The sequence below is a fragment of the Streptomyces sp. x-80 genome (genome assembly GCF_046549095.1).
In the GTDB taxonomy this organism is placed as follows: Bacteria; Actinomycetota; Actinomycetes; order Streptomycetales; family Streptomycetaceae; genus Streptomyces; species Streptomyces celluloflavus.
The window spans coordinates 1-18301 of sequence record NZ_JAJPWM010000037.1 but is presented as its reverse complement, the minus strand read 5'-3'; the positions used below and the strand labels follow the sequence as shown (position 1 = coordinate 18301).

The window sequence follows — 18301 nt, the reverse complement described above, 5'->3', positions numbered from 1 at the left end:
CCACCCGAACGGGCGCAGGCCGCGCCCGGTGCCGTCCCGTTGACCCGCGGCCCGTCCGCGGGGTCCGGCGGCGGGCGCCGGGGCCGCCCCGGCGCCGCGGCCCGGCCGGCCGGTCCTCTCCCCGCTCCCCCGCTGGACGCCCGTCCGCCGCGTCCACCGCACAAACGTCCCCTTGAGCGCGGCCCCCGCAGCCGCTTAGCTGGAGTACGGCACATTCGCCGCCACCCGGGAGGGGAGAGGGAGCCGATGGAGGAACAGCCCGCACTGCCGGCGGTGACGGAAGCGGAACTCGAAGCCCACCTGCGCGGAATATGTTTCAAGACGGGCCCGCCGCGGCGCATCGGTGTCGAGATCGAATGGCTGGTCCACGACGCGCGCGATCCCTGGTGTCCCGTCGAACCGTCCCGGCTGCACGCCGCGGCCACCGCACTGCGCGCGCTCCCCCTCAATTCCCTGCTCACCTTCGAACCCGGCGGCCAGCTGGAGCTCAGCTCGCTGCCCGCCACCTCCCTCACCTCCTGTATCGACGCCATGACGGCCGACCTCGCCCTGGTGCGTCCGGCCATGCTCGACCGGGGGCTGAGCCTGGCCGGGCACGGCCACAACCCGTGGCACCCCCCGCACCGCGTGCGGACGGAGCCGCGCTACAACGCCATGGAGGCGTACTTCGACCGCTGGGGCGGGGCCGGCCGGTCGATGATGGCCGCCACCGCGTCCGTGCAGGTGTGCGTGGACGCCGGGTACGAGGAGCCGGGGCCGCTCGGGCACGGCCGCCGCTGGCTGCTGGCCCATCTGCTGGGCGCGGTGCTGGCCGCCGCGTTCGCCAACTCGCCGTTCAGCGAGGGCTGTCCGACGGGCTACCGCACCACCCGCCAGGTCATCTGGTCCCAGCTCGATCCGGCCCGTACGCTCGCCCCGCCCCAGGGCCCGGACCCGCGCGGCGCCTGGGTCCGCTACGCCCTGGACGCCCCGGTGATGTGCATCCGCGCCGAGGACGGGCCCTGGGACGCTCCCGAGGGCCTCACCTTCCGTGAGTGGGTCCGTACGGGCGTGCCCCGGCCCCCCACCCGGGCGGATCTCGACTACCACGTCACCACGCTCTTCCCGCCGGTCCGGCCGCGCGGCCATCTGGAGCTGCGCATGATCGACGCGCAGGCGGGCGACGGCGGCTGGATCGTGCCGCTGGCCGTGACGGCCGCGCTCTTCGACGACCAGGAGGCCGCCGAGCGGGCCTACCGCATCGTCAAACCCCTCGCGGAGACGGCGGGTACGCGTCCGGCGCCGCGCAATCCGCTGTGGCGGCGGGCCGCCCGCGGCGCACTGACCGATCCCGAACTGCACGCCGCGGCGGTGGCCTGCTTCGCGGCGGCGCAGGAGGCCCTGCCGCGGCTCGGCGGCTCCCCCGGCGTGCAGGCCGCCGTCGCGGAGTTCACCGAGCGGTATGTGGCGCGCGGCCGCTGCCCCGCCGACGACCACCTCGACGCCCTGTCCGGGACGGACACCGCCCCCGGCACTCCGCACCACCCGCGCGCCGCGGGCACCGTACCCGACGACGACCTCACCCCAGGGAAGGACAGCCCGTGACCATCGATCCCGAGATGCTCCGGGAGCGTGCGGCCGTGGCGCTGCGCGCCGCCCGGGACCGCACCCGGCTGCTGACCACGTGCGTCGAGGAAGGGGATCTCCTCGCGCAGCACTCCCCGCTGATGTCCCCGCTGGTGTGGGACCTGGCGCACATCGGCAACCAGGAGGAGCAGTGGCTGCTGCGCACCGTGGGCGGCCGCGACGCGCTGCGCCCGGACCTCGACTCCGTCTACGACGCCTTCGCGCATCCGCGCGCCGCGCGGCCGTCGCTGCCGCTGCTGGGGCCCGCCGAGGCCCACGGCTACGCCGGTGAGGTCCGGGGCCGGGTGCTGGACATCCTGGCGCGCACCCCGCTGCGCGGCGATCCGCTGCTGGACTCCGGCTTCGCCTTCGGCATGATCGCGCAGCATGAGCAGCAGCACGACGAGACCATGCTCATCACCCATCAGCTGCGCCGTGGTCCCGCCGTGCTGGGCGCGCCCGACCCGCCGGTCACCTCCGACGGCATCCTGCCGGCCGAAGTCCTGGTCCCCGGCGGCCCGTTCACCATGGGCACCTCCACCGAGCCGTGGGCGCTGGACAACGAGCGGCCCGCGCACCGCCGGCTGCTGCCCGCCTTCCTGCTGGACACCACACCGGTCAGCAACGGCGCCTACCAGCGCTTCATCGAGGACGGCGGCTACGACGACCCCCGCTGGTGGACCGGGGCGGGCTGGGCGCAGGTACGGGCGCACGGGCTGCGCGCGCCGCTGTTCTGGCGGCAGGAGGGCGGCCGGTGGCTGCGCCGCCGGTTCGGGGTGACCGAGCCGGTGCCGCCGGACGAGCCGGTGCTCCATGTGAGCTGGTACGAGGCGGACGCGTACGCGCGCTGGGCAGGGCGGCGGCTGCCGACGGAGGCCGAGTGGGAGAAGGCCGCCCGGCACGATCCGGCCGCCCGGCGGGCGCGGCGCTACCCGTGGGGCGACGAGGACCCGACCCCGGCGCACGCCAACCTCGGCCAGCGGCATCTGCGGCCCGCCCCGGTCGGCAGCTATCCGGAGGGTCAGTCGCCGCTGGGCATACGGCAGTTGATCGGCGATGTGTGGGAGTGGACGGCGAGCGACTTCCTGCCGTATCCGGGCTTCGCCGCGTTCCCCTACCGGGAGTATTCGGAGGTCTTCTTCGGCCCCGCGCACAAGGTGCTGCGCGGCGGGTCGTTCGCGGTCGATCCGGTCGCCTGCCGGGGCACGTTCCGCAACTGGGACCTGCCCGCACGGCGGCAGATCTTCGCCGGGTTCCGCACCGCCCGGGACGCCGGTCCGGCGGCGGGCGCATGAGGCCCGCGGCCGCGCCGGTCCGGCCGGTGGGGCGCACCGCCGCGCACCGGGCGGAGCGCGGCACCACACCGGGGGAGGCGGCGCGCTGATGTGCCGTCATATCGCTTACATCGGGCCGGCGATACCGTTCGGCGAGGTGGTGCTGGACCCGCCGGACGGCCTGTACCGGCAGTCCTGGGCGCCGCGCCACCAGGCGCACGGCACGGTCAACGCGGACGGTTTCGGCGTCGGCTGGTACGCGCCGGGCGACCCGGTGCCGGCCCGCTACCGCAGGGCCGGGCCGATCTGGGCCGATGAATCGCTGCCCGACCTGGCGCGGGTGGTGCGCACCGGCGCGCTGCTGGCCGCCGTACGCGACGCCACCGAGGCGGGCGCGGACGCCGAGGCGGCGGCCGCGCCGTACGCCGCCGGCCGGTATCTCTTCAGCCACAACGGCGCGGTGCGCGGCTGGCCCGGTTCGCTCGCCGGCCTGGCGGCCGGGCTGCCGCCGGTGGAGCTGCTGCGGATGGAGGCGCGCTGCGACGCGGCGTTCCTGTGGGCGCTGGTCCAGCACCGGATGGCGACCGGTGACGACCCCGGCGCGGCGCTGGCCACCACCGTGACGGCCGTGGCGGCGGCGGCACCGGTCTCCCGGCTCAACCTGCTGCTCACCGACGGCACCTCCATCGCCGCCACCACCTGGGGCGACACCCTCTTCCGGCGGTCCCTGCCCGGCGGTGGCACCGTGATCGCCTCCGAGCCGTACGACGACTCCCCCCACTGGACCGAGGTCCCCAACGGCACTCTGCTCCGCGCCACCGGCACCGACGTCCAGCTCACCCCGCTCAAGGAGCCCGCCACGTGAGCCCCCTCAGCATCACCCGTGCCCTCCCCGCCGACGCCACCACGGCCGCACTGCGCGCCGACGTCGTCCAGGGGCTGTCCCGTACGCCCAAGCAGCTGCCGCCCAAGTGGTTCTACGACGCCCGCGGCAGCGAGCTGTTCGAGGAGATCACCACGCTGCCCGAGTACTACCCCACCCGCGCCGAACGGGAGATCCTGCGCGGCCGCGCCGCCCGGATCGCCGCGGCCACCGGCGCGCGCACCCTCGTCGAGCTGGGCTCCGGCTCGTCCGACAAGACGCGCCATCTCATCGGCGCGCTGCCCGAGCTGCACACCTACGTGCCCGTCGACGTCAGCGAGTCCGCGCTGACGGCCGCGGGCGAGGCGCTGCTCGCCGAGTACCCCGGTCTCACCGTGCACGCGCTGGTCGCCGACTTCCAGCAGGGCATCCCGCTGCCCGCAGTGCCCGGTCCGCGGCTGCTCGCCTTCCTCGGCGGCACCATCGGCAATCTGCTGCCCCGGGAGCGGTCCGTCTTCCTGCGCGCCGTGCGCGATCTGCTCTCCCCGGGCGACGCCCTGCTGCTCGGCACCGATCTGGTCAAGGACGAGGCCACGCTCGTCGCCGCCTATGACGACGCGCGGGGTGTGACGGCCGCGTTCGACAAGAACGTCCTCCAGGTCGTCAACCGGGAGCTGGGCGCCGACTTCGACCCGGCGGACTTCGGCCATGTCGCGCTGTGGGACACCCGGAACGAGTGGATCGAGATGCGGCTGCGGGCCCGCAGGGACCTGACCGTCAAGATCCCCGGCGTGGACCTGGTGGTCACCTTCGCGGCGGGCGAGGAGCTGCGGACGGAGGTCTCCGCCAAGTTCCGCGAGACCGGCGTACGCGCCGAACTCGCCGCCGCCGGGCTGACGTTGGCCCACTGGTGGACGGACGGCGCGGACCGCTTCGCGCTGTCGCTCGCCTTCCGCGACTGACCGGCGGCGGCCGATAACGGCCCCTGGTGTGGCCGGTCCCGGCCGCTGGGCCCCGGTGGTCCGGCGGCCGGGTGCCGTGTCCGGCGTTCGTATGGTTCGATGCTCCGATCACGTGTTCGCACCGGGGCAGCCGTGCGGCGCGCCGACACGAGGGGCAGGGGTTGCGGCATGGGGCTGGATCGACGGAGTTTCCTCCGGGGCGCGGCGGTGCTGTCGGCCGCGGGAGTGCTGGCGGGCGTGGGGAGCGGGCAGTTCACCGCGGGGGCCACCGGGCGCGGGGCGGCCGTCCTGTCCGTCCAGGACTGGATGGCGGGGCTCGGCGACGCCACTCCCGTACAGCGGCTGTCGATCCCCGGCACCCACGACTCCGGCGCCCGTATCGGCGGCCCCTGGGTCGCCTGTCAGAACACCGCCATCGACGCCCAGCTCAACAGCGGGATCCGCTTCCTGGACGTCCGCTGCCGGGCCATCGAGAGCGTCTTCGCCATCCACCACGGCGCCTTCTACCAGGAGCTGATGTTCGGTGACGTCCTCAACGCCTGCCGGGCGTTCCTGCGGGCGCACCCCTCGGAAACGGTGCTGATGCGGGTCAAGCAGGAGTACTCGGAGGTCGCCGCCGAGGAGTTCCGCCGGATCTTCGACATCTATCTGGACGACAAGGGCTACCGGTCGCTGTTCCGGCTGGAGGGCGGTCTGCCGACGCTGGGTCAGGCCCGCGGCAAGGTGGTGCTGCTGGCGGATTCCGACGGGCTGGGCGGCGTCCGGTACGCCGATCCGGAGCTCTTCGACATCCAGGACGACTACATGACCGAGCCGTTCGGGAAGTACCCGAAGATCGAGGCGCAGTTCCGCAAGGCCGTCGCGCAGCCCGGCAAGCTGTTCGTCAACTACGTCAGCACCGCCGCCCTGCTGCCGCCCCGCTCCAACGCCGACCGGCTCAACCCTCAGGTCAAGAGCCTGCTGGAGGGTTCGGGGGCGAGCGGCTGGACGGGCCTTGGCATCGTCCCGATGGACTTCCCCAACGAGTTCGGTCTGGCCGAGACGCTGATCCGGCACAACCTGGCGGCATAGGGAGCGCACCAGGGCCGGGCCGTTGGACCGGCCGGGCGATCGGCCGACCGGGTGGCATCGGCAGGTACACCGAGGCCGCCGGACCGGCCGGCTCCCGGGGGTGACCGGGGGCACGGGGCCGCAGGACCGGTCCGGACGGCGGACCGGCGCCCGTGCCCGGTCCCGCGCTCCGCCGCGGCAGCAGCCGCCGGCCAACCCCTTATGCACCACAATGCATCAGAATAAAAGGAATATCCGACTCTGGTGCCGCCCCGGCCGTCCGACGGGCCTGCGCCGACTGATGCGGCGAGGGCGGCGGCTGGTGGATACGAGCGAGCGTGAGCCCGCCCCCATGGAGCACGAGCGCGGCGCGGCCGGGGCCCCGGCCGCGGACCGGCCGTCGCCCGGTACCCGGCCGGCCGGCCCCTGGCACGAGCGCGCCGGGCGCCCGCTGCGCACCGTGCTCGCCCTCGCGCTCGTGACGGCGGTCTCGGGCGGCGTGCTGCTCGTGGTACGGACCCTGGCGTACGAGGAGTTCCTGGCGAACGGGGACACCGTCCGGGGCATCTACACCGCGCGGCCGGCGGACGGTGACGCGGCCGCCGCCGCGGTGCGCGCCGGACCGTACACGGAACGGCCGGGCCCGCCGGTGGCGGTGTCCCGCTCCGGTACGCCCGCCCCGCTGCCGGCGTCCCGTCCGCTGATGGCGACGCCGACCGCCCCCGCACCGCCGATCGGCGCGCTCTTCGCCCCCGGCGACGACGGCGACGCCCCGCACCACTGCACCGCGAGCGTGGTGGACTCCCCGGCGGGGGACCTCGTCGTCACCGCCGCGCACTGCGTCCACGACGGCGGCTTCCGCACCCGGCTGGTGTTCGCGCCCGGCTACCACGACGGCGTCGTGCCGTACGGCCTGTGGGTGCCCACCCGGATCGATATCGATCCGCGCTGGGTCAACGACCGCGATCCGGACTACGACGTGGCGTTCCTCCGGGTCCGCGCGGCGGGCGGGGCGCGCGCCCGGATCCAGGACGTCACCGGCGCCGAACGGATCCGGTTCGACGCGCCGGCCGGCCGCCCGGCGCAGCTGACCGGCTACCCCAACGACCTGGAACAGCCGGTCGGCTGCCGGCACACCGCGGACGCCCAGAGCCCGACCCAGCTCCGGTTCGCCTGCGCGGGATTCCCGAACGGGACCAGTGGCGGGCCGATGCTCACCGACCTCGACCGGACCACCGGCACCGGCTCGCTGATCGGGGTGATCGGCGGGCTGGACGGGGGCGGCGACGACACCACGTCCTACAGCAGCAGGTTCGGCGCGGACATCGCCGCGCTCTACCGGCGCGCCACCGGGTAGCCGGGCGGGCCGCCCCGCCGGCTGCCCCTCAGGCGCCGCGCGGCAGCACGGTCTTGAGGACGGACGGCAGCGGATACCAGTCGGCGGTGACGAAACTGGCGTGCGCGGCGGCGAGTTGGGCGACCCGGGCCAGCGCCTGGGCCTCGGTCGGCCGGGTGCCGTCGATGACCGGCGGGACGTTCTGCGCGTCCGTCATGATCAGCAGGTAGTGGCGGGCGTCGTACCAGGCGGTGTCGATACCGCCGTTCAGATAGGTCGCCGCGTCCCCGTCGAAGACCACGAACCAGGGGCGCAGGGCCGGGTCGGCGTAGCGCTCGCGGGGGTCGCCGGCGGCCGCGCCGTGCACCGCGGGGAAGGCCGTCGCCCCCGCCAGCCGGCCCCGCGCCGCGAGCTCCTTGAGGTGGGTGGCGTACTCCACGTCGGTCCACAGATCGTCGAACGGGTTGTGCTCCTCGACGGTGCCCGGGATCAGCTCGAACAGGAACTTGCCGGCGAGTTGGGCGCGCGTGGGCCAGCCGCCGGCCCGTGCCGCCTCGTCCGGTGTGGTGTGTCCCGCGGTCAGGTCGCCGGGGCCGTAGACCGCGTCGCCCAGCTTCCCGCGTACCAGCGCGTCGAACTCGGCGGGCCCGCGGCCGCCCTTGGCGTTGAATCCGTCCTTCATCTCGACCTTGACGACGATGGGGCGGTGGCCGGGGTGGGCGTCGTGCCATGCCTTCATATCGGCGAGGCAGCCGCCGAGGCCCTGGTCGCGCTTGTTGGTGCGCAGTTCCGACGCGGTCGAGGCGTTCACGCAGTTGCTGTTGTTCCCGAACGGGTTGCTGTGCGATATCCGCCAGGACGAGCCGAGGCCGTTGGTCCAGACGTCGAGTTCGACCAGTGCGGCGCCGGAGTCCAGCGCGTCCGCGAGATAGGGGTACTTGCCCTTCTCGTAGGCGTTGTGGACACCCACCGACGTGGCGGCGTCGTAGGCCGGACCGGCCGGACCGGCCGGCTCGGCGCTCGCGGGTGCGGTCACCGCCATCATCGCCGCCGCCGCGACGGCGACCGTCCCCACGCTCCGTATTCCGCTCATGTGCCCCGCTCTCCCCTGGTTGTTCCGTGGCCGGCCGGTCCCGCGTCGGTTCGCGCGCCGGCCGAGTGGGCAGCAGCGTACGGGAGTTGCCCGCAGAGTGGATCAAGAGAGGAACGGCGCATGGGCGTGGAGAGACCGGAATCGGGCAGGCAGCCGGACGGACGGGGCGGCGGTCCGCACCCGGAAGGGCGGACGGCCTCCGGGGCGGCGTCCCGGGCGCTGCCGCTCGCGGCGGCCGTGCTCACGGGGACGGTCGCGCTCACCATGGCACTGATCGCCTTCGGCAACCTCACCGACTTCGGCACCAACCGGGAGTTCGTCCGCCATGTGCTGGCCATGGACACCACGTTCCGGGACCCGCACCTGATGTGGCGGGCCGTCACCTCACCCGCCCTTCAGGACGCCGCGTACGTGGCGGTCATCGCCTGGGAGACGGTGGCCGCGGTGGTGCTGGGCGTGGCCACCGTGCGGTGGTGCGGCGCACTGCGCGGCGGCGGCACCGGCCGGGCCCGGCGGACGGCCACCGCCGGGCTGCTGATGGTGCTGCTGCTGTTCGGGGCGGGGTTCCTGGCGGTCGGCGGCGAGTGGTTCGCGATGTGGCAGTCCAAGCAGTGGAACGGGCTGGACGCGGCGACCCGGAACCTCACCGTCGCCGGGATCGCGCTGCTGGTCGTCCATCTGCCGGACCCGGACCGGCGGCTCGGCGGGCCCCCCGCCGAGCCGCCTTCTCACCACGTGATGCGGTAGCCCGTCAGCCAGTTGTCGGCGCCCGCGCTGCCGTCCGCCGTGCGGCGCTCGGGCGGCTTCGGGCGCGCCGGGCGGCCGCCCGGCCCCGGCGCGGCGACCGCGGCCATCCCGGCGCTGGCCGCGACGACCTTCTCCACCCGCTCCCGGCGCAGTTCCTCGTAGGCGGCGAAGGCGCTGCGCGGATCCGGCCGGTCGCGCAGGCAGATGGCGAGGACGAGGGCGTCCTCGATCGCCATCGAGGCGCCCTGGGCGGCGTTGGGCGCGGCCGCGTGCGCGGCGTCGCCGAGGATGACCATGGTGTCGGTGTACCAGGTGGGGGTGGCGGCGAGGTCGTAGGCACCGGAGGCGACGACGCGGTCGGTGGCGCGGACCAGGCCGGCGGCCGGGGTGTCGTCGTCCGCGAAGAGGGCGGCGGTCCGGCGGCGCCATTCGGCGGCGGGGACGGCGGCCGGCGCGGCCCCGTCCCGCTCGGTGCCCGGGACGTTCGCGAACCACCAGATCTCGCCGTCGGGGGCACGGGTGCAGCCGAAGAACGCCCGCTTGCCGAAGATCATGGTGTAGGCGTCCGGGGCGAGCGGCGCCTCGGTGTCACGGGTGTATCCGCAGACGGTGTTCCGGCCGGTGTAGCGGGGGCGCGGCGCGGCCGGGTCGATGAGGCCGCGGGTGACGGAGTGCAGGCCGTCCGCGCCGATCAGCAGATCGCCCTCGGCGCGGCTGCCGTCGGCGAAGGCCGCCACCACCTTGGTGCCGTGCGCGGTGTGCACGGTCTCGGCGCCGGTCAGCCGCTTGCCGTGCCGGACGGCGATACCGCGCCGGGCCGCCTCGGCGTGCAGCACCCGGTAGAGCGTGGCGCGCCGCAGGGTGCGCGGCCCGAGGCCGGTGCCCTGTTCGGTGCCCGCGATGGGGCGCTCCCCCAGCCGCTCGCCGTGGTCGTCCAGGACGCGGACCCGCTGGGCGGGGAAGGAGTCCGCCGCCACCGGGCCGTGCGCGTCGATCACCCGCAGCGCTTCGAGGCCGTTGGCGAAGACGACGAGGAAGGCGCCGACGTCGTCCGCGCCGGTGGGGTACGCCTCGAAGATCTCCGCGTCGATGCCCGCCTTGTGCAGGGCCATCGCGGTCACCGCCCCCGCTGTGCCGCCTCCGATGATCAGGGCTTTGGTCATACCGTCTCCCCCCGGTCGGGCCGCCGGCCTCGCCGCCGGGCGGTGCGGCCCCGTTGGCCGCACTGCCACCTTGGCCCCGGCGGGCACGGAGATCCAGACCCGCACCCGCCGGAACCCGGGCGGCCTCAGCCCGCCGCGTAGACGTCCTCGACATAGCGGCCGGCGGCGGTCAGCTCGCGCAGCCATGTTGCGGACTCCTGCGCCGAGGCGCCGGTGCGCTCGCCGTGCAGCGCCCGGAAGGCGGCCCGGACGCCGGGCGCCATCCGGCTGCCGTCGCCGCAGACATGGACCCGCGCACCGGCTTGCAGCAGCTCCCACACCTGGTCGGCCTCGGCGGCGATGCGGTGCTGGACGTAGCGGTGCCCGTGCTCGGGGCGGGCGCTGAAGACGGGCCGCAGGGAGAGGGCACCGGCCTCCTGGGCAGCGGCGAGCTCCGCGGCGTGCAGGAAGTCCGCGTCGGGGTCGTCGCAGCCGAAGTAGAGCCGGGCGGGTCCGCTCCGGCCCGCGGCGAGGCGGTCGGCGACGGCGCCGCGGAAGGGCGCGAGACCGGTACCGGCGGCGACCATGATCAGCGGGGTGGGGTCGGCGGGGTCGAGCCGGAACGCCTCACGGCAGGGCTGTACGCGGGCCAGGACGGTGTCGCCGGGCCGCAGCCCGTGCAGATACCCCGAGCCGGTGCCGCGGGGCTTCAGCGCGACCATCAGATCGGCGTGCCGGGGGTCGGTGGCGGGCGAGGACGACAGGGAGTAGTGCCGGATGCGCAGCGGCGGCAGCAGTTCCAGGATCACCGGCCAGGTCAGCGCGCCGGCCAGCGCCGGATGGGCCGCGACGAGGTCGAGCAGGGTGCGCGGATCGTCCTCGGGGAGGGCTTCCAGGGCCGCGCGCTCCGGCGGGCAGGGGTTGGCCGCGGCGAGCAGGGCGACCTGTCCGGGGGCCGGGCGGGCGCCCAGCTCCAGGTGGTGGGTGAGGAGTTCGCGTACGGTCAGCGGCCGGTCCACCGGGAGGGCGTCCCGGCCGGGGCGGCGGGTGTGCAGCGCGAGGACGGTGTCGAGGGCGACGCCGAGGGCGCGGGCGGCCCGCTCGACGGCGGCCGGCGCGTTGACCGGCAGCACGGCGAGGTGGTCAGCGGTGCGGTAGGTCACGCCGTCGGGCAGCGCGATCCGCAGGAACCGCTTGGGCCGCGGCCACCGCGGCGCGGTGAGGTCGTGGGCCTCGGTGACGGTCATCGCGACGAGGTCGTGGCGGGCGGCGAGCGCGTCCAGCGGTCCGCCGCTGATCTCGGTCACGGTGTAGCCGGTGTCCGCGTCGGCCGGGGCGCTCGCGCCGACGCTCGCCGGGTCGCCGTAGCGGGTCAGCAGTTCGGTGCGGAGCGCGGCGGCGAACTCCTTGACGGTGCCGGTGAGATCGCCGGAGGCGTCGGCCTCGGCGCGCGGCAGCAGGCGCTCTCCGCCGAGCGCGGCCAGCCGCTCGTCCAGCAGGGTCGGTATCTGCTGGTAGGTCGCGGTCCAGTTGCGGTCGCCGACGCCCAGGACGGCGTACGGCACGCCCGCCGCGGCGCCCTCCGGCGCGGTGGCCAGCCGGCGCACGAAGGCGGCCGCGTCGTCGGTGGGCTGCCCGTTGTAGGAGGCGGCGACGATGACGACGGGCCGGTCGGCGGGCAGCCCGTCCGCGTACGCGTCCAGCGGCGCCACCTCGGCGGCGAAGCCCAGGCCGGTGGCCCCGTCGGCGAGCCGCTCGGCGAACTCGCGGCAGGTCCCGTAGTTGCTGCCGTGCACCAGCAGCAGGCCGGTGCCCTGCGGGACGCGGGCCGGCAGACCGCCTTCGTCCGCGGTGTCGCCGACGGTCGCGGCGCCGCCGGGGAGTACGGCCGGGGCGGCGCGGACCGCGGCCCGGTCCGCCGGGCCGCGCCGGGCCAGGGTGAGCGTGAACCCGTCGGGCTTGAGGGTGAGCGTCTCCTTGATGCGCAGCCGGTAGTCGGCGTGGTCGATCAGGCGGTAGCGGTGCACCAGCAGCGCGAGCAGCATGGTCGCCTCGTGCAGCGCGAACTGCCGCCCGATACAGGCCCGTTCACCGGTGCCGAACGGTTTGTACGCATGCGGCGAGCGGGCCGCCTCAGCCTCCGGGCCGAACCGGGCCGGGTCGAACAGCTCGGGGTTGTCGCCCCAGACCGGATCGCGGTGCAGCATCGGCGTGAGCACCGTGACCAACTGCCCGGCCCGCACCGGACAGCGGCCGCCGAGCAGGGTGTCCGCGCGCGCCTGGCGACTGAAGGTGGCGGCCGTGGGCCACAGCCGGAGCGCCTCGTTGAGGACCTGCCGGGTGAACGGCAGCCGGCCGATGTCCTCGAAGGACGGGTCGGGGTCCGCCGCGTCGCCCCACAGCGCGTCGGCCTCACGCTGTGCCATGCGCAGCGCGGCCGGGTCCTTGAGCAGGTGGTACAGCGCGAAGGAGAGCGCGCCCGAGGTGGTCTCGTGCCCGGCGATCAGAAAGGTGATGACCTGGTTGCGGATGTTCGCCAGGTCGAGGGTGGGGCCGCCGTCCGCGGCGCCGCCGTCCTGCGCGCGGGCGCCGAGCATCAGCCCCAGCAGATCGTCCGCGCGCGTCTCGCCGCTCGCGGTCCGGGCGCCGATCACCTCGTCGACCACGGAGGCCAGGTAGTCCGCGTCGGCCCGGAACGCCGCGTCCTTCGCCGTGTGGTCGGCGTCGGGATCGCGGCCGAACTTCTGCATGCTCCCTTCGAGGCAGCGCACCATCGACTCGACGAAGGGGTGCGCGCTCTCGCGGGCGAACGACTCGAAGTCGAAGCCGAATCCGGCGAGCCCGATGGTGTCCAGCGTCATCCGGGTCATGTCGTCCGCGACCTCGACGGCCGTACCGTCGGCCGCCCGCCGGTCCCAGCTCGCCATGACCCGGCGGGCGACCTTCAGCATCGTCGGGTGGTACGTACGCATCGAGCCGAGCGCGAAGGCGGGCATCAGGACCGCGTGCGCCCTGGCCCAGTTCGGCTCGTCGTTGTAGGCGGTGAACAGCCCGTCCCCGGCGAACTCCCGGACGTACTCCAGCACGGCCGGCACGCCCTTGGCGAACCGCTGCTCGTCGGCGACCTCGGTGACCAGGTCCAGCGAGGAGACGAAGAGCGTCTCGCGGTGGCCGAACCGGCGCCGGAAGACCGGTCCGTGGATCCGGGCGAGGTCCATGGCCTGCTGGATGGGTGTGGTGGAGAGACCCGTCGCCGAGATGTCGGCGACCGGGATGCCGTCGGCGGCGCGTTCGTCCGCGGGGAGCGCGATGGTGTCGGTCATGTCTCCAGCGTGACCGGCCCGGTGTGCCCCGCCCGCCGCGGCAACTGCATGATTGTGCAGTGGTTTTTCGCTGTCCGCTCTTGCGGGCGGGCCGGGGAGGGAACATGCGCGACGGGGCGGACGGCGGCACGGCGGACGAGGGCGCGCCCCCCGCCCCGGGGACACCCGCCGCGCGGGGTCCGCTGGACGAGTTCGGCCTGCAACCGGACGGCGCCTGGCACAACTACTTCCTGATCCTGCTGGACCGGATCCCCACCCCGATCGCGGTGTGCCGGGCCGACGGCGAGGTGCTGATCGCCAATCCGGCGATGGCCGCGCAGTGGGGTACGGTCGCCGGCCAGTTGCGCGGCCGCAATCTGCTGGACCTGTTCCGCCCACGGGCACGGGCCCAGCTGCACCGGCTGACCGAGGCGCTGCGGCTGGGCCACCGGTCGCGCTATCCGGTGGAGGTGCGCTGGCGGAGCGGGGGCCACGGCGACGAACGGGAAGGGGAGCTGACGATCGATCCGGTCGGCGACCCGTCGAACCGGCCGCCCGCGCTGCTGGCGTTACTGCGGGTCCGTGACGCCGCTCCCCCGTCGCCGGCGCCGCGCGCCACGGTGAGCCCCGTGGAGGCCCGGATTCTGGCGATGGCGGCCGGCGGCGCCACCACGTCGGCGATCGGCGGCGCCCTCGGGCTGACGGTGGACGGCGTCAACTACCACCTCACCCGGCTCGCCCGCCGCTGGCGGGTGCAGGGCCGCACCGCGCTGGTCGCCCGCGCGTACGTACTGGGCGTGCTGTCCCCGGACAGCTGGCCGCCGGCCCCGGCCTAGACCGGGTCGTCCCGGTGGCGGCACACCCCGGCGGCCCGCGCCCGAGCGCCCCACGGCGCACGCCCGCGCGGCCCGGGGGGCATCCAGCACGTGCGTACGGATAACCTCCCTGGTGTGGAGCAGAACACGCCCGCGCCTTTCGAGCGCGGAACGGACGGCCCGAAGGTCATCGTCGTCGGCATCGACGGCTCGGACTCGTCGTGGCGCGCCGCCGCGTACGCGGCCGGCCTGGCCAGGCGCCAGGCGTCGAAGCTCGTCCTGGTCTACGTCCAGCCGGTGCTGCCGGCCGGTGCGGCGATGGGCGCCCCGGTCGTGGACGCGACCAGCGAGGTGGCCGAGGAGCTGATGACCGAGATCCGCAAGGCGACGGAGCGGCTCCAGGGGATATACGACGTGCGCTGGGAGTTCCACACACTGCGGGGCGATCCGTACAACGGCATGGTCCAGATGGCCGACGAGCTGACGGCCGACGCGGTGGTGGTCGGCGCCTCGGAGTCGGCCGGGCACCGCATCATGGGTTCGGTCGCGGTCCGTCTGGTCAAGGCGGGGCGCTGGCCGGTGACCGTCGTCCCGTAACGGGGCCGGGCCCGCGCCGGTGCGGGGGGCCGCCGGCCGCCCTGGGCGCGCCCCCTGCGTCCGTACCCGGCGGCGGCCTCAGGACTTCCCTTCCTCCAGCCGGAAGCCGACCTTCAGCCCGACTTGATAGTGGCCGATGCGGCCGTCCACCAGGTGCCCGCGGACCTGTGTGACCTCGAACCAGTCCAGGCCCCTGAGCGTCTGTGTCGCGCGGCTGACCCCGCGCCGGATCGCATCGTCCACGCTCTCCTGAGACGTTCCGACGATCTCTGTCACTCGGTACGTGTGGTTCGACATACAGGGTCTCCTGCGTCAGTGGGACCGGCCGGGGCACCCCCTTCTCCCTACGGTGCCTCACAACGACACCCCGCGCGACCCGCGAAACCGCGTCCGGACGCGGCCCCGGGGCCACCGCCCGCCCCCGGGGCCGGCGGCGCGCGACGCGGACCCGGCGCAGCGCCTTCCTCGGACGCGGCCGAGGGACCATGATGAGCCGCCGTCGGACCACGCCGGAGGGTACGGAGGGATCACGCATGGGGCTGCGCGCGGGACAGGGCGTATGGCGCCGTAAACCGATCGAGCACATCGAGGAGACCGAGGGCGGCGCGGGCCCGCGGCTGACCCGGGTCCTGGGCCTGTGGCAGCTGACGGCCATCGGTGTCGGCGGCATCATCGGAGCGGGCATCTTCACACTGGCCGGGACGGTCGCGAACGGGAAGGCCGGGCCCGCGGTCCTGCTGTCCTTTCTCATCGCGGGCGTGGCGAGCGCGGCGGCCGCCTTCTCGTACGCCGAATTCGCCGGGCTGATCCCGAAGGCGGGGTCGGCCTACACCTATGGGTACGCGGTGCTCGGCGAGCTGGCCGGCTGGTTCATCGGCTGGGATCTGCTGCTGGAGTACACCGCGATCGTCGCGGTGGTGGCGATCGGCATCTCCGGCTACTTCAGTTTTCTGCTCGGCGAGATGGGGCTCCAGTTGCCCGCGTGGCTGCTGGGCGCGCCGGGCACCGGCCCCGGGCACCGGGTGGACCTCTTCGCGGCGGCGCTCTGCCTGCTGATCGCCTACCTGCTGACCCTGGGCATCAAGAACGCCGCGCGCTTCGAGACGATCGTGGTGGGCCTGAAGGTCCTGGTGGTGCTGGTGGTGATCGGCGTCGGCTTCTTCCACATCGACACCGGGAACTACCACCCCTTCTTCCCGTTCGGGGTCGGTGGCGCGTTCACCGGTGCGGCGACGGTTTTCTTCGCGGTCTTCGGCTATGACGCGATGAGCACCGCGGCCGAGGAGTCCCGGGACGCCCGGCGCCATATGCCGAAAGCGATCATGTATTCGCTGGCGATCTCGATGGTGCTCTACGTCCTGGCCTGTCTGGTCCTGACGGGTATGCAGAACTACCGGGACATCAACCCGGAGAGCGGTTTCTCGACGGCGTTCAAGTCGGTGGGCCTGGACCGGCTGGCGGATGTCATCGCGGTCGGCGCGATCATCGGCATCCTGACCGTCATGTTCACGTTCATGCTCGGGGTGACCCGGGTGTTCTTCTCGATGAGCCGGGACGGACTGCTGCCGAAGTGGTTCGCCAAGACGAGCGTCCGGCATCAGGTGCCGACCCGGGTGACCTGGATCGTCGGTGTCGCGTCGGCGGCCATCGCGGGCTTCCTGCCGATCGGGGAGGCCGCCGAGCTGACCAATATCGGCATCCTGCTCGCGTTCGTGGTGGTCTGCATCTCGGTGATCGTGCTCCGCTACAAGCGCCCTGACCTGCCGCGGACGTTCCGGACGCCGGGGATGCCGGTGGTGCCGGCGATCGGCGTCGTCTTCTCGCTCTGGCTGATCACCTTCCTGGCGTGGCAGACCTGGGTGCGGTTCGCCGTGTGGTTCCTGATCGGCCTGGTCGTCTACTTCACGTACTCCTACCGCCGCTCCGAACTGGCGAGACCGGACCGGGCGGGCGACGGGTCCTGACGGCCGTACCGGCTCGGCCGGGCCGCACCGGGAACCCTGTCCGCGCCGCCCGGTCCGGCCGGTGCGGTGCGGGGCCGTACGGCCGTACGGCCCCGCACCGCGGCCGCCCCGCCGGCCGTCAGAACACGAACGGGCCCGGGGACTGCGCGGAGGTGGCGTTACAGGTGGCCGTCACGCCGAACACCACGACCTGAAGCGACTTCGCCGTCAGGCTGTCGCCCGCGGCGACCGTACCGCTGAGCGGACCGGTGGAGACCGCGCTGCCGGACGGGATCGCCGGGTTGGAGTTGCCGCTGAACACCGTCGTCCCGGAGCCGTTGTTGGTGAGGGTGAGCTTGGAGCTGACCGAGTTCGCCCCGACGTCGATGGGCGCGGTGATCGCCGACGTGGACAGGCTGATGGTCGCGGCCGTCCCGTCCTGGCTCGCCGTGAGCGTCGCCGTACCGGAGCCGTACAGACCGCAGTCGAACGTGATGGTGGCGGTTGTCGGCGTCACCGCGACCGCGGCCGGCGCCATCGCGAGGGTGCCCGCGAGGGCCACTCCGACGCCCAGTGCCGTGCCGATTCCGAGCTTGCCGTGTCTCATGAGGGTTCCGCCTTCTGGTGGGGGGACAGGCCCGTGGCCGTCGGAGAGACGGTGCGGCAGGCGGCCACGCGGGGACCGCGGTTCGGGCCCCGTGCCGACCACCGGATCTGATGGGTGGTCAGCGACCTGAATTGCTGCCCATTGAGACACGCACCCCCGAAGAGAGCAAGGCAGACACCTCAAGATTTTTGACGTGTTCGCGCCAATTCCACCCACCGTTCGACCGCCTCGCACACACCGGGCCGTGAATCCGCACACCCGTCCCCGATTCCGGACCGCCCCGGCGTCGCCGCCGAGCCGGAGGACGCGCTCGCCTCGCACCCCGGCGCCCGGCACACCGTGACGCCCCGCACCGGCCCACGTGACGACCTGCACCGGCTCCGCCGCGCTGCACTCCGTGTACACCGCGGCGGCATCGGTCCGCGGGACAAGGCGATCGTGCCCGCGCTCACCTTCCGTGCGACCGCCACTCCGCTGTTCCACCTCGGCGCCCACCCCGTGCCGGTCCCTTGCACCGTGCCCGCGACGCATCGGGGCCGCTGCGAGACGCACCATCAGGCGTACGAGGGGCGCCCCTCGGTCCGTTCCCGACAAGCACGGAGCAGGCGACGGGCGCTCCGCCGGGATGCTGCTGCCAGGCTCCGCCGGCGAGCGCAGGAACGGGGCTCGGCCTGGTGCGACTGGGGCTTGCGCGACTTCCCTGCATCCACAATGGACGTTGACCACATGCGCCCGCTGTCCCTCGGCGGTGAGGACGTTGACGGGAATGTTCAGGTGCTGTGCCACGGGTGCCACGCGTTGAAGACCCGCGAGGATTTCGGGGTGATGGCTCCGCCGTTCTAAGACCGTGTCCTACATGGTCAGTTGGTCGTTGGGCTGGCTATGGGGAGTGGACGGTGGCGATGGATCGTGCCGGATGGGCTGTGGGAGATTGCCAGGCCCCTGTTGCCATCGGCGAGGGTTCGC

At 74.1% G+C, this 18301-nt stretch carries 16 protein-coding genes; 11 read left to right on the top strand and 5 right to left on the bottom strand.

Annotated features, from left to right (window positions below):
- Positions 1-246 precede the first annotated feature (246 nt).
- The 6 genes from egtA (at position 247) to ACLJWH_RS39625 (ending at position 7110) form a co-directional block, all read left to right on the top strand.
- Positions 247-1584, top strand: a complete 1338-nt coding sequence (egtA, locus tag ACLJWH_RS39650) for an ergothioneine biosynthesis glutamate--cysteine ligase EgtA (protein WP_411146678.1) — start codon at positions 247-249, stop codon at positions 1582-1584.
- Positions 1581-2900 (top strand): ergothioneine biosynthesis protein EgtB, encoded by a 1320-nt coding sequence (egtB, locus tag ACLJWH_RS39645; RefSeq protein ID WP_411146677.1) that lies wholly within the window; start codon positions 1581-1583, stop codon positions 2898-2900. Before egtA ends, egtB begins: the two co-directional genes overlap by 4 nt.
- Positions 2901-2988: 88 nt before the next feature.
- Positions 2989-3744, top strand: a complete 756-nt coding sequence (gene egtC, locus ACLJWH_RS39640; RefSeq protein ID WP_411146676.1) for an ergothioneine biosynthesis protein EgtC — start codon at positions 2989-2991, stop codon at positions 3742-3744.
- On the top strand, positions 3741-4703 hold the full coding sequence (gene egtD, locus ACLJWH_RS39635; RefSeq protein ID WP_411146675.1) for an L-histidine N(alpha)-methyltransferase: 963 nt from the start codon (positions 3741-3743) through the stop codon (positions 4701-4703). The genes egtC and egtD overlap by 4 nt, the downstream gene beginning before the upstream one ends.
- A gap of 168 nt (positions 4704-4871) precedes the next feature.
- Positions 4872-5774 (top strand): phosphatidylinositol-specific phospholipase C domain-containing protein, encoded by a 903-nt coding sequence (locus ACLJWH_RS39630; RefSeq protein WP_411146674.1) that lies wholly within the window; start codon positions 4872-4874, stop codon positions 5772-5774.
- 301 nt (positions 5775-6075) lie between these two features.
- The gene (locus ACLJWH_RS39625; RefSeq protein WP_411146673.1) at positions 6076-7110 is read left to right on the top strand and encodes a trypsin-like serine peptidase; all 1035 of its coding nucleotides are present in this window, start codon (positions 6076-6078) and stop codon (positions 7108-7110) included.
- Between the two features lie 28 nt (positions 7111-7138).
- Here the strand turns inward: ACLJWH_RS39625 and ACLJWH_RS39620 are convergent, their stop codons facing one another.
- The gene (locus ACLJWH_RS39620) at positions 7139-8182 is read right to left on the bottom strand and encodes a phosphatidylinositol-specific phospholipase C domain-containing protein (RefSeq protein WP_411146672.1); all 1044 of its coding nucleotides are present in this window, start codon (positions 8180-8182) and stop codon (positions 7139-7141) included.
- A 120-nt stretch (positions 8183-8302) separates the two neighbouring features.
- Here ACLJWH_RS39620 and ACLJWH_RS39615 point away from each other — a divergent pair, with 120 nt between their 5' ends.
- Positions 8303-8929 carry a DUF2165 domain-containing protein gene (locus ACLJWH_RS39615; RefSeq protein WP_411146671.1) on the top strand — a complete coding sequence of 209 codons (627 nt, stop codon included), beginning with the start codon at positions 8303-8305 and terminating at the stop codon, positions 8927-8929.
- On the opposite strand, the gene ACLJWH_RS39610 is transcribed toward ACLJWH_RS39615, so the two are convergent.
- A complete protein-coding gene (locus tag ACLJWH_RS39610) occupies positions 8911-10092 on the bottom strand; it encodes an FAD-dependent monooxygenase (protein ID WP_411146670.1) in 1182 nt (393 codons plus the stop codon). The genes ACLJWH_RS39615 and ACLJWH_RS39610 overlap by 19 nt on opposite strands.
- A gap of 125 nt (positions 10093-10217) precedes the next feature.
- Positions 10218-13394, bottom strand: coding sequence for a bifunctional cytochrome P450/NADPH--P450 reductase (locus ACLJWH_RS39605; protein ID WP_411146669.1), 3177 nt, complete (start codon positions 13392-13394; stop codon positions 10218-10220).
- 104 nt (positions 13395-13498) lie between these two features.
- On the opposite strand from ACLJWH_RS39605, the gene ACLJWH_RS39600 reads away from it, so the two are divergent.
- Positions 13499-14209 carry a PAS domain-containing protein gene (locus tag ACLJWH_RS39600; protein WP_411146668.1) on the top strand — a complete coding sequence of 237 codons (711 nt, stop codon included), beginning with the start codon at positions 13499-13501 and terminating at the stop codon, positions 14207-14209.
- A 114-nt stretch (positions 14210-14323) separates the two neighbouring features.
- Positions 14324-14785, top strand: coding sequence for a universal stress protein (locus tag ACLJWH_RS39595; protein ID WP_411146667.1), 462 nt, complete (start codon positions 14324-14326; stop codon positions 14783-14785).
- 78 nt (positions 14786-14863) lie between these two features.
- Here the strand turns inward: ACLJWH_RS39595 and ACLJWH_RS39590 are convergent, their stop codons facing one another.
- Entirely contained in the window at positions 14864-15082 is a 219-nt protein-coding gene (locus ACLJWH_RS39590) for a dodecin (protein WP_411146666.1), read from the bottom strand.
- A gap of 236 nt (positions 15083-15318) precedes the next feature.
- Between ACLJWH_RS39590 and ACLJWH_RS39585 the strand changes: the two genes are divergently transcribed.
- Positions 15319-16749 (top strand): amino acid permease, encoded by a 1431-nt coding sequence (locus ACLJWH_RS39585; protein WP_411146665.1) that lies wholly within the window; start codon positions 15319-15321, stop codon positions 16747-16749.
- 118 nt (positions 16750-16867) lie between these two features.
- On the opposite strand, the gene ACLJWH_RS39580 is transcribed toward ACLJWH_RS39585, so the two are convergent.
- Positions 16868-17335 (bottom strand): hypothetical protein, encoded by a 468-nt coding sequence (locus ACLJWH_RS39580; protein WP_411146664.1) that lies wholly within the window; start codon positions 17333-17335, stop codon positions 16868-16870.
- A 267-nt stretch (positions 17336-17602) separates the two neighbouring features.
- Here ACLJWH_RS39580 and ACLJWH_RS39575 point away from each other — a divergent pair, with 267 nt between their 5' ends.
- Complete coding sequence (locus ACLJWH_RS39575; protein WP_411146697.1) at positions 17603-18178, top strand: HNH endonuclease; 576 nt, start codon at positions 17603-17605, stop codon at positions 18176-18178.
- Positions 18179-18301 lie beyond the last annotated feature (123 nt).

Excerpts from the sequence above, each read along its gene's own strand:
- ACLJWH_RS39615 (WP_411146671.1), top strand. The coding sequence starts at position 8,303 with ATGGGCGTGGAGAGACCGGAATCGGGCAGGCAGCCGGACGGACGGGGC.
- egtC (WP_411146676.1), top strand. The coding sequence starts at position 2,989 with ATGTGCCGTCATATCGCTTACATCGGGCCGGCGATACCGTTCGGCGAG.
- ACLJWH_RS39580 (WP_411146664.1), bottom strand. The coding sequence starts at position 17,335 with ATGAGACACGGCAAGCTCGGAATCGGCACGGCACTGGGCGTCGGAGTG.
- ACLJWH_RS39600 (WP_411146668.1), top strand. The coding sequence starts at position 13,499 with ATGCGCGACGGGGCGGACGGCGGCACGGCGGACGAGGGCGCGCCCCCC.
- ACLJWH_RS39610 (WP_411146670.1), bottom strand. The coding sequence starts at position 10,092 with ATGACCAAAGCCCTGATCATCGGAGGCGGCACAGCGGGGGCGGTGACC.
- ACLJWH_RS39585 (WP_411146665.1), top strand. The coding sequence starts at position 15,319 with ATGGGGCTGCGCGCGGGACAGGGCGTATGGCGCCGTAAACCGATCGAG.
- ACLJWH_RS39630 (WP_411146674.1), top strand. The coding sequence starts at position 4,872 with ATGGGGCTGGATCGACGGAGTTTCCTCCGGGGCGCGGCGGTGCTGTCG.
- ACLJWH_RS39590 (WP_411146666.1), bottom strand. The coding sequence starts at position 15,082 with ATGTCGAACCACACGTACCGAGTGACAGAGATCGTCGGAACGTCTCAG.
- egtA (WP_411146678.1), top strand. The coding sequence starts at position 247 with ATGGAGGAACAGCCCGCACTGCCGGCGGTGACGGAAGCGGAACTCGAA.
- ACLJWH_RS39605 (WP_411146669.1), bottom strand. The coding sequence starts at position 13,394 with ATGACCGACACCATCGCGCTCCCCGCGGACGAACGCGCCGCCGACGGC.
- ACLJWH_RS39620 (WP_411146672.1), bottom strand. The coding sequence starts at position 8,182 with ATGAGCGGAATACGGAGCGTGGGGACGGTCGCCGTCGCGGCGGCGGCG.